The 9,582-nt window shown below is 64.8% G+C and carries 10 protein-coding genes; 4 read left to right on the top strand and 6 right to left on the bottom strand.

What is annotated here, in order from left to right; all coding sequences use genetic code 11:
* The coding region (locus TBU01S_RS22975) for a TniQ family protein (RefSeq protein WP_083953515.1) at positions 1–712 on the top strand (712 nt) is incomplete at its 5' end.
* Positions 713–835: 123 nt separating this feature from the next.
* Here TBU01S_RS22975 and TBU01S_RS07920 read toward each other — a convergent pair.
* Positions 836–1,036 carry a type II toxin-antitoxin system VapB family antitoxin gene (locus tag TBU01S_RS07920; RefSeq protein ID WP_068636090.1) on the bottom strand — a complete coding sequence of 67 codons (201 nt, stop codon included), beginning with the start codon at positions 1,034–1,036 and terminating at the stop codon, positions 836–838.
* Between the two features lie 521 nt (positions 1,037–1,557).
* Here TBU01S_RS07920 and TBU01S_RS07915 point away from each other — a divergent pair.
* Positions 1,558–2,781, top strand: a complete 1,224-nt coding sequence (locus TBU01S_RS07915) for a glycoside hydrolase family 2 TIM barrel-domain containing protein (RefSeq protein ID WP_083953514.1) — start codon at positions 1,558–1,560, stop codon at positions 2,779–2,781.
* A 199-nt stretch (positions 2,782–2,980) separates the two neighbouring features.
* Complete coding sequence (locus TBU01S_RS07910; protein ID WP_245650872.1) at positions 2,981–3,571, top strand: DUF938 domain-containing protein; 591 nt, start codon at positions 2,981–2,983, stop codon at positions 3,569–3,571.
* 28 nt (positions 3,572–3,599) lie between these two features.
* Here TBU01S_RS07910 and TBU01S_RS07905 read toward each other — a convergent pair whose 3' ends face one another.
* Together TBU01S_RS07905 and TBU01S_RS07900 are read right to left on the bottom strand one after the other, a co-directional pair.
* Positions 3,600–5,354: an autotransporter assembly complex protein TamA gene (locus TBU01S_RS07905; RefSeq protein WP_068636088.1), complete on the bottom strand. Its 1,755-nt coding sequence runs from the start codon at positions 5,352–5,354 to the stop codon at positions 3,600–3,602.
* A 9-nt stretch (positions 5,355–5,363) separates the two neighbouring features.
* On the bottom strand, positions 5,364–6,365 hold the full coding sequence (locus TBU01S_RS07900; protein WP_068636087.1) for a class 1 fructose-bisphosphatase: 1,002 nt from the start codon (positions 6,363–6,365) through the stop codon (positions 5,364–5,366).
* Between the two features lie 182 nt (positions 6,366–6,547).
* On the opposite strand from TBU01S_RS07900, the gene TBU01S_RS07895 reads away from it, so the two are divergent.
* Positions 6,548–7,801, top strand: a complete 1,254-nt coding sequence (locus TBU01S_RS07895) for a D-amino acid dehydrogenase (RefSeq protein ID WP_068636086.1) — start codon at positions 6,548–6,550, stop codon at positions 7,799–7,801.
* A gap of 47 nt (positions 7,802–7,848) precedes the next feature.
* Here TBU01S_RS07895 and TBU01S_RS07890 read toward each other — a convergent pair whose 3' ends face one another.
* The 3 genes from TBU01S_RS07890 to TBU01S_RS07880 are packed head-to-tail and all read right to left on the bottom strand — an operon-like array spanning position 7,849 to position 9,484.
* Entirely contained in the window at positions 7,849–8,337 is a 489-nt protein-coding gene (locus TBU01S_RS07890; RefSeq protein WP_068636085.1) for a hemerythrin domain-containing protein, read from the bottom strand.
* 9 nt (positions 8,338–8,346) lie between these two features.
* Positions 8,347–8,832: a ClpXP protease specificity-enhancing factor gene (locus TBU01S_RS07885; protein ID WP_068636084.1), complete on the bottom strand. Its 486-nt coding sequence runs from the start codon at positions 8,830–8,832 to the stop codon at positions 8,347–8,349.
* Between the two features lie 55 nt (positions 8,833–8,887).
* On the bottom strand, positions 8,888–9,484 hold the full coding sequence (locus tag TBU01S_RS07880; RefSeq protein ID WP_068636083.1) for a glutathione S-transferase N-terminal domain-containing protein: 597 nt from the start codon (positions 9,482–9,484) through the stop codon (positions 8,888–8,890).
* Between the last annotated feature and the right edge of the window lie 98 nt (positions 9,485–9,582).

Here is a 9,582-nt window from a genome sequence, read left to right as displayed (position 1 = left end):
TACCGACTTGAAAACGGCCGCACAGTTCATTGGTGCCCCCCACGAAGGCGATGTCGACCTCGCCATGGTCGGGCCTGTCCTTCGATCAGTGATCAGAAGGTGTGGCCTACCTGATCAGGCTCTGGCGTGGCATGAGCGCATCATGCTTAACCTGCGTGAACTGGAATACTTCGGCAGGCTTCTACTGACCACAAGTGCGAAGAAGCCACTTGTGCGATTCTGCAAACACTGCCTCCACGAAATGCGTGACCCATACTTCCCGGTCCATTGGCGATTTTCTCCCTGGCAATGGTGCCCAATCCATGACTGTCTCATGGAGGAAGCATGCCGAAGCTGCTACTCCAGACCAGCCTCGCTCGTGGATGTATTCGAGACCACCGCAGGAAAAAAGGGCTACGTCAAATTCAACCGTTGTCTGCAATGCGGCGCGAAGCTTAATCTGCCAGTCGGCCCCCTGACTAAATCACGGCGTTTCGATGATCTTGTTCAGGAACAGCAACGCCAAGTTGCTAACGGTCGAGCACTTCTTGCCGCGCTGTATCATGGCCATTTCCGCATCTTCGACAAGAACATCATGGTGCCGGTGGCTGCCTTGGGAGAAGTGATGTCGCGGGACGACTTTATATTCTCGATGCATCCTAGCCAGCCAAGCACCAGAAAACCATTTTCACCGAACTGGGTTTCTCCTTGGAACACGTGGGAAGCCTATTAGCGGGAAATGGTAATTCGCATATCTGGCCGATGACTCTCCTACAATCTAAAATGTCTAAACTCAATGTCTCGTTCTCGGCCTTATGTGGAGTTCCACATAAGGCCGAGCTGTCGACACTCGGGATCATGTATCTGGCCCCGCCTTTCGCCTTGAGATATCCGTCAGCCCGGGCTCAGAGCCACCGAGTAAGGCTAGTTTACGGGCGCTTTCTCGCTGGATGAGCACTCGCAAGGCCTCCTTCACCAAAGCGGACCTCTCAGCAATCCCGGTCAGTGCCTGAGCTTCGCCCAGTAGCTCTTGGTCGGCCGCGAGAGTTGTGCGCATAGCGTCGACCTCTCCTTTAAATCCCTTTCCCACCGTTTTGTCCTTCTCTGACAATCGATCGCGCCGAAGAGAACGCGTATCGCCTGATCAAGTTCCTGACCGGGAGTTCGCGTAAGCTACCTGATAAGTAACCGTTTTCGGTGAAGCAGGACTGGATGACATGACACTGTCGCATTGTAACCAGACTTCGCTCCGCGAGGAGACAGCCGCTTAGGTTGAACACCCGCAAGAACTGCCTAGATCAAGCAACAGACCAGAGCGCTCACCAAGCCCGAACCGTACCTTGCCGATGAATTCAGAACTCAGTGACACAACTTTCCATGAATTCAAAACTCAGTGACACGTTCGTTCAAGACTGCCTGACACACTAGGCTGCAAGGTGTTGATTACTCGTAATGATGTTTTCAAACCTCAATGATCCTCGACACTGAACTTTTCTGCCGCCGGGCCGCCCCAAGGCAGGACAGACCCTTGGGGAATGGAGCACGGGGCACAGGCACCGCTCCGAACAGTGGATCGACATGAACATTCTTGCGGCAGCCTTCCGGCACACCCTTTTCGCTCTCTCCGTCTGCGTCAGCGGCCTGTGCTCCGCTGCCGGCCAGGCAACGCCGGGAACACAGTGGCAGGGCGCCGCCTTCGAAGGCGATGCAGCCGGCCTCGCCCGCTTGGCCGCCGCCGGCGCCCAGGCGGTACGCGTCTATCGGCAGACCGATGCCTGGGTGCTGGACGAAGCGCAACGGCTCGGCTTGAAGGTGGTCATGGGTCTATGGCTGGAGCATCCGCGCCACGGCTTCAGCTATGACGACGAGCAGGCCGTGCAGGCGCAGGAGCGGGCCATCCTCGAATTCGTCAGGCACCACCGGGGACACCCCGCCCTGCTCGCCTGGGGCATCGGCAACGAAATCGAGACCGCGGTGGAAAACCCGCTGCCGCTATGGCGCGAGGTCGATCGCCTCGCTGCGGCGATCAAGCGGATCGATCCGGTCCACCCGACGCTGATGGTCGTCGCCGATACCGGCATGGACGCTTTCCGCAGCCTGGCGGACTGCTGCCCGAACGTCGACCTGCTGGGCATCAACGTCTATGCCGGCGCGGTATTCGATCTGCCTCGGCGGCTGCGCGACGCCGGCATCGGCAAGCCGGTCGTCATCACCGAGCTGGGGCCGCTCGGCCAGTGGCAGGCCGGCCGCAAACCCTGGGGAGCGCCGGTGGAACCGACCAGCAGCGAGAAAGCCCGCTTCTTCACCGAAGCCCTCGGCTATCTCGCGCGCCAGCCGCAGATTCGCGGCGTATTCCCCTTCCTGTGGGGCGCCAAGCAGGAACAGACCGAAACCTGGCACGGCCTGCTGCTGGCCGACGGCAGCGGCACCGCGATGAGCGATGCACTGGTCTCGTTCTGGGGCCGGCCGGTGGAGAGGCCCGCGCCGGTCGTACGCGGCATCGGCATCGCCGCCGACGCGTTCGCCCCCGGGGCGGAGATTTCGGCCGGAATCGATGCCGTCAATGCCGATGGCACGGCGCTGGAGACGGAATGGAAGATCCTTGCCGAAGCCACCGATCTGCGCAAAGGCGGTGACCACGAATCCCCGCCCGCTCGCATCGCCACGCGCATCCTGCACGCCGATGCCGCCAGCGTGCGCCTGCTGGCACCTGCCGAGCCGGGGGCCTATCGCCTGTTCATCACCGCGCGCGACCGCCACGGCAAAGCGGCAACAGCCAACCTTCCTTTCCTGGTGCGCTGAAGCTTCCCGTTGCCGGACGCCCCCGTTCTCCGGCATGGGCTCGGCCAACAATCAGGACATACACATGGAGCGGGGAAAAATTCACGGTCGACGACTGTCGGTGCTCGCCCGGCATGGCGGTCTGGATCACACTCCGCGCTCGACAGTCCAACGACCCGATACATCAGCCTCTCCCCGCCCCATGCCCAACGATCGACGCATGTTCTCCCCTTCCACTGAACGCAACCGCGGCCACATCCTGCCGGTCCTGCAGCGCATCCTGCCCGACGCGGCCTCGGTACTGGAGGTGGGCAGCGGAACCGGCGAGCATGCCGTGTATTTCTGCGCCCACATGCCCTGGCTTCACTGGCAGCCGACCGAAGGCGATCCGGCCGCGATCGACTCCATCACCGCCTGGATCTCGCATTCCGGCCTGCCCAACATCGAGACGCCGCTCGAACTGGAATTGAACAGCGAAACCTGGCCGGTCCGGCACGCCGATGCGGTGGTGGCGATCAACGTGCTGCACTACTCGCCGTGGTCGAGCACGGCGGCGCTGTTTCGTGGCGCAGCCCGTGTGCTGCCGAAAGGCGGCATCGTCTATTGCTACGGCCCCTACCGTCGCGACGGCGCGCATACGGCGCCGTCCAATGCCGCATTCGACGAATGGCTGCACGACGTCGATCCCGGCTTCGGCGTGCGCGACCTGGAAGCGGTGGAGGCCGAAGCCCGTGAGCATGGCTTCCGGCTCGACGAAGTCATCGAAATGCCGGCCAACAACTTCAGCCTGATCTTCCGGCGCGAAGCCTGAGGCCGGAGCACCGGGCCCGGCAGCCGGATCAGAAGGCGATCGCCACGCCGAAGTGCAGCCGCAGCTTGCGTTCGTCGTGCCCCCAGGCGAGATCGACTGCCAGCGGCCCGGCCGGGCTGCGCCAGCGAGCGCCGACGCCATAGCCCGTGTGCGGATCGAAATCGCCGCGCGTATCGGCCGCGTCGCCCGCATCGACGAACACCGCCGCTCCCCACTGCGGCTCGAACCAGCGCACGTATTCCGCGCTCATGGTGCCGAGGTAGCGTCCGCCGACGGTCGCCCTGCCTTCGCTGACACCGAGGCTCTGGTAGGCGTAGCCGCGCACCGATTGCGCACCCCCGGTCCGGAACAGGAAGTCCTGCGGAATGCCTTCGCGCGAATCGGCCAGCGTCACGCCGGCCTCGCCGCGCAGGATGAAGACGTCGCGTTCGCCGACCGGCTGGTAGCGCACCGCGCGGCCATACAGGCGGACGAAATCCTGGTCGGCCAGCGCCACCGCCGTACCGCCGCCGACCTGGAACTCCAGCACGTAACCGCGCGTCGGGTCGAGCAGATCATCGACGGCCCGCCGGAGCCAGGTCCAGTTGAGGGTCAGCGTATTCTGCGAACTCTCGTCCGCGCCGCTGGGCTGGATGCGCTCGTGCTGCAGCCGCAGCGCGAGCTGAGTCTCGATGTCGCCCCGCACCGTGCTGCGCGTCGCGCCCACGGCCTGCGAACTGATCTTGAGTCCTTCGAGATCGCTGCGATCGATCAGCGCGCCGAAACTGTCGCGATGCCGCCCCGAAGGCGGCAGGAAGATGTCGGCGTAGGCCGACTGGCGGCGCTGCTCGATGCGCAGCCCCGTCGACAATTCCCAGGCGCGGCGCAGCAGATTGGAATCGCGATAGCTGGCCTCGACGCGGAAGCCCGTATTGCTCGACACCCCGGCGCCGAAGCCGAGGTACTTGGGATTGGCCTCGGTCACCTGCACCCTGACCGGAACGGCCTTTGCCAGGGCCGGGTCGCGGTCGATGGCAACGATCACCGAAGCAAAATGCGGCGTGTTCTGCAAACCGGTCTGGAATGCCAGCAAGGCTTCGCGATCGTAGGGCTTCCCCGCTTCCAGGCGGCTGTAGCGCTGCACCAGATCGGCAGGCAGTGCCTGCAGGCCGCTGACTTCGAGGGCGCCGAGGTAGAACGCGGGACCGCTGTCGAGCGTCACGCTCAGACGCGCCGACGCCGTGTCGGGATCGATCTCGGCGCGGCTGGTGACGATGCGGGCGGCCGCATAGCGGCGGGCGGCCACGGCATCGAGCAGCGCCTGCTTGGCGGCATCCCAGTCGGCCTGACGGAAAGGCGCGCCCTGTGGCAGGCTCCAGCGGCTGCGCAAGGCTTCGAGATAAGCCGCCCCCCCCGCCTCCGGGCCGCCCTGCGCCGTCGCGACCTCGCCTTCGAAAACGATCGATACCTGCCCGACGGTCGTCCGCGGCCCCGGCTCGACCTTCAGCAGCCAGCGGCCCGCTTCACTGCGGTCGGTGCGGACCGATGGCGAAAAATAGCCTTCGGTCGCCAGCAACTGTTCCACCTCGCGCCGCGCACGGCGCGACATGGCGATGCGATCGGCCGCGGCGGCGGGCAGCACCTGCTCACCCTTGAGCAGGCGGACATGGCGCTCGAGCAGTTCGCGCACCTCGCCCGGCGCCTCCAGGCTCACATCCAGCGCCTGCTGGGCAGCAGCAGGCAGGGCCAGCGACAAGAACACGCCCAGCAGCAGCGAAGCGGTGAAACGCCGACAGACCCGCATGCGAGACGATCAGTGCGCCCGGTGGTACTCGACGACGCGCTCCACCTCGGCCTTCGAACCGAGGATCACCGGCACGCGCTGATGCAATTCGGTCGGCAGCACGTCGAGAATCCGCTCCCGTCCGGTGCTTGCTGCGCCGCCGGCCTGTTCGACCAGCATCGCCATCGGGTTCGCCTCGTACATCAGGCGCAGCTTGCCGCCCCTGGCGCGGCATTTCTCGTCCATCGGATACATGAAGATGCCGCCGCGCGTCATGACGCGATGCACGTCCGACACCATCGACGCCACCCAGCGCATGTTGAAATCCACGCCGCGCGGGCCATCCGCTCCGCGCTGCAGTTCCTCGACGTAGCGCTGGACCGGCGGCTCCCAGAAGCGCGCATTCGAGGCATTGATGGCGTATTCGCGCGTTTCCTCGGGAATCGTCATGAACGGATGGGTGTAGATGAAGCTGCCCATCTCGCGGTCGAGCGTGAAGCCATGCACGCCGTTGCCGACGGTCAGCACCAGTTGGGTCGACGGGCCGTAGATCGCGTAGCCTGCGGCAGCCTGCTCCCGCCCGGGCTGCATGAAGCTTTCTTCCGTCGCCGGTGCCCCACCCGGCGGCATGCGCAGCACCGAGAAAATGGTACCCACCGACACATTGACGTCGATGTTCGACGAACCATCCAGCGGATCGAACAACAGCAGGAAACCGCCCTTCGGATAATCGAAGGGGATCTGGTGCACGGTCTCGACCTCTTCCGAGGCCATCGCCGCCAGGTGGCCGCCCCATTCGTTGGCCTGCAGCAGGATCTCGTTGGCGATGACATCGAGCTTCTTCTGCGCTTCGCCCTGGACATTGTCGGTGCCTGCCTCACCCAGCACTCCCGCAAGCGCCCCCTTGGAGACATTGACGCTGATGGCCTTGACGGCGCGGGCAACGACCTCGATCAACAAGCGCAGGTCGGCGGTGATGCGACCAGCACGCTGCTGCTCGATCAGGAACTGGGTAAGGGTGACGCGACGCATGAAGGGACTCCGTGAATGCGATTGATGCTGACAGCGACGGATTATCCCGGTTCCTTGCACTCAGCGCACGGCAAAAAAAGTTTCACCGCTCTCCGGATGGATGGCTATCATCCCTGCCTCGGCCCAAGCACGGAGGTTCGAATCCCCGCTCCGCGCCACCGTCCATCAGCACCTCCATCTTTATGCACGTCATGGTTCTCGGCGCCGGCGTCACCGGCGTCACCACCGCCTGGTATCTGCGACAGGCGGGATTCGAAGTCAGCCTCGTCGACCGTCAAGCGGGCGCAGGCATGGAAACGAGCTTCGCCAACGGCGGCCAGATTTCCATCAGCCATCCCGAGCCCTGGGCCAATCCCTCGGCGCCCTGGCTCGCCCTGCGCTGGCTCGGCCGCGCCGACGCGCCGCTGAAGATCCGCCCGGCCGCCGACCCGGCCCAGTGGCGCTGGGTGCTCGCCTTCCTGCGCGAGTGCCTGCCCTGGCGCACACGCCGCAACACGGCGGCGATCGCCGCGCTCGCCGTCTGGAGCGGGCATTGCCTGGGCCGGCTGCGGGACGAAACCGGGCTGGAATACGAACAGCGCAGGCGCGGCATCCTGCACCTGTTCAATACGCCCCGGGAATTCGCCCAGGCATCTCGTCGAGTGGCGGAACTGGCGCATTTCGGCATCGAGGCGCGTGTCTGCCAGCCAGCCGATTGCATCGCCATCGAGCCAGCACTGGCGGCCCGGCAAAGCCCGCTGGCCGGCGGCATCCATGCACCGGGAGACGAATCGGGCAATGCGCACCTGTTCACCCGGGCATTGGCCGAACGGCTGGCGCAAGCGGGCGTGCGCTTCCACTGGAACACCCAGGTACTGCAGCTGAATCACGGCAACGGCACGATCAACAGCATCGACATCGCGGACGGGGCCGGCCGCAGAGGTGCGCTGATCGCCGATGCATACGTGGTCTGCCTCGGCAGCCACAGCGCGGCACTGCTGGCGCCGACCGGCATGCGGCTGCCGATCTATCCGGTGAAGGGGTATTCGATTACCGCAGCATTGACGAAGCCCGCCAGGGCGCCGGAAGTCAGCCTGACCGACGAGTCGCGGCGGATCGTCTGCTCCCGCCTGGGAGATCGCCTGCGCGTCGCCGGCACGGCCGAGCTGGCGGGGTTCGATACCCGCATCCGGCCCGAGCGCATCCGCCCGCTGCTGGACTGGACCCGGCAGAACTTCCCCGGCCTCATCGACGAGGCCAGCATCGAGCCCTGGGCAGGCCTGCGGCCGGCCACGCCGGGCAATCTGCCGCTGATCGGCAGCAGCACGAACACGAATCTGTGGCTGAACACCGGTCATGGCACGCTGGGCTGGACGCTCGCCTGCGGCTCGGCCAGTGCGCTCGTGGCCTTGATGCGCGGCGAACAAGCCCCGGTCGCCTACCCTTTCCTCGGTTGATCGCCCGGCAGCACCGGGAAAGCTCTGGCAGGGAAATCCCTGCCGCTTCAGGCGCAGGCGGTCTTGTTCTCGGCCGTCAGCGTGGCACAGGCGCAGCCCGCGGCAGACTTTTCGCCGCCGTCTTCGCCCGGCACGAAACGTTCCATCTCGACATCGTAGCCGACGCTGTCGAGATGGAAGGCAAGCGCCGCATCCATGCCGTTGGTGTGGTTCTCGAACCACGCCGGCAGCTCCTGGATCAGGCGCCTGGCGAAGAACATGTCGCCATTGGCCACGCGCTTGCGGATGTCGTGCAGCACGGCGAGCACGCGCTCATGCTCGGCACGGTGGCAGCCCGGGAAATCCACCGCTTCCATCCAGCGGTTCTCCTGGGCGAAGTGCGCTTCGGTATGCGCGACGAAAGCGTCGTAGGCGGCGAGGAAGTTCTCCGGCGCGGCGCTCGCCACGGCCGTATACAGCTCGACGAACTCGCGATGGGTGTCGTCCATGCGCGCAAGACCATTCTCGAGCTTTTCGCTCCATTCCAGGCTGGACATCGTGTCTCCTTACTTGACGACGGTCAGGTGCGAAGGCCGCGGGCGCCGCGGTGAGCCATCGCCGGGTTTCGCCGCTTCCTCGCGTGCCTTTGCCGCCGCTTCGCCCATGTCTTCGGCGGCTTCCGGCTCCTGGGCGTCGCCGTCCAGGGATGCCAGCGCTGGTGCGCTCTCGTCCCCTTCCTCGAGTTCGGGCTCGAAAGCCATGCCCTGCCCGTTCTCACGGGCATAGATCGCGATCACGTTGGCGACCGGAATCACCAGCGAATGGGCGACACCGCCGAAACGGGCCTGGAAGCTGATGTAGTCGTTGGCCATCTGCAGATGGCCGGTGGCCTCGGACGACAGATTGAGCACGATCTGGCCGTCGCGGGCATAGCCGGGCGGCACGCGCGTCTGACCATCGACGATGGCGGCGAGATAGGGCGTGAACCCCTGGTCGACGCACCATTCCCAGATGGCACGCAGCAGATAGGGTTTGGTCGATATTGTGCTCATGGTCTTTCCATCAGGCGATGCCCGCGCCGGAAACGGGGCATCGCGGGTCGAACGGTCAGCGGCGCATGACCTTCTCGGAAGGCGTCAGCGCATCGATGAAGCCCTGGCGGCTGAAGATGCGCTCGGCGTACTTCATCAGCGGCGCTGCCGCCTTGGGCAGCTCGATGCCGTAATGTTCCAGGCGCCACAGCAGCGGCGCGATGGCAACGTCCAGCATCGAGAACTCCTCGCCGAGCATGAACTTCTGCTTGGTGAAGATCGGCGCCAGCTGGGTGAGATGGTCGCGGACGTGGGCACGCACCTTGTCCACACCCTTCTGGTTGGCCTCGAGCGCTTCGAGGTGCGAGAACAGCTCGTGCTCAAAAGTGTGCAGCAGCTGGCGGGCACGTGCGCGCATGATCGGGTCGGGCGGCATCAGTTGCGGGTGCGGAAAGCGCTCGTCGATGTATTCGTTGATGATGTTCGACTCGTACAGCACGAGGTCGCGGTCGACCAGTACCGGCACGCGGTTGTAGGGATTGATGACGGCGATGTCTTCAGGCTTGTTGTAGAGATCGACGTCGATGACTTCGAAGTCCATGCCCTTCTCGAACAGGACGATCCTGCAGCGATGGCTGAAAGGATCGGTCGTGCCGGAATACAGATTCATCATGGTGTTGCCACTCCGGGGATGCAGAAGCAAAAGCGCACCACGCGAGATCGCGTGGTGCGTCTGGGATGGGACTAGATCAACAGGCCTCGCGGCCGGCT

Origin of the sequence: Thauera butanivorans NBRC 103042 (assembly GCF_001591165.1) — a bacterium.
In the GTDB taxonomy this organism is placed as follows: Bacteria; Pseudomonadota; Gammaproteobacteria; order Burkholderiales; family Rhodocyclaceae; genus Thauera; species Thauera butanivorans.
The sequence above is the reverse complement of the archived record's forward strand: the minus strand, read 5'-3'. Positions and strand labels throughout refer to the sequence as shown.

Excerpts from the sequence above, each read along its gene's own strand:
- TBU01S_RS07920 (WP_068636090.1), bottom strand. The coding sequence starts at position 1,036 with ATGCGCACAACTCTCGCGGCCGACCAAGAGCTACTGGGCGAAGCTCAG.
- TBU01S_RS07915 (WP_083953514.1), top strand. The coding sequence starts at position 1,558 with ATGAACATTCTTGCGGCAGCCTTCCGGCACACCCTTTTCGCTCTCTCC.
- TBU01S_RS07910 (WP_245650872.1), top strand. The coding sequence starts at position 2,981 with ATGTTCTCCCCTTCCACTGAACGCAACCGCGGCCACATCCTGCCGGTC.
- TBU01S_RS07905 (WP_068636088.1), bottom strand. The coding sequence starts at position 5,354 with ATGCGGGTCTGTCGGCGTTTCACCGCTTCGCTGCTGCTGGGCGTGTTC.
- TBU01S_RS07900 (WP_068636087.1), bottom strand. The coding sequence starts at position 6,365 with ATGCGTCGCGTCACCCTTACCCAGTTCCTGATCGAGCAGCAGCGTGCT.
- TBU01S_RS07895 (WP_068636086.1), top strand. The coding sequence starts at position 6,548 with ATGCACGTCATGGTTCTCGGCGCCGGCGTCACCGGCGTCACCACCGCC.
- TBU01S_RS07890 (WP_068636085.1), bottom strand. The coding sequence starts at position 8,337 with ATGTCCAGCCTGGAATGGAGCGAAAAGCTCGAGAATGGTCTTGCGCGC.
- TBU01S_RS07885 (WP_068636084.1), bottom strand. The coding sequence starts at position 8,832 with ATGAGCACAATATCGACCAAACCCTATCTGCTGCGTGCCATCTGGGAA.
- TBU01S_RS07880 (WP_068636083.1), bottom strand. The coding sequence starts at position 9,484 with ATGATGAATCTGTATTCCGGCACGACCGATCCTTTCAGCCATCGCTGC.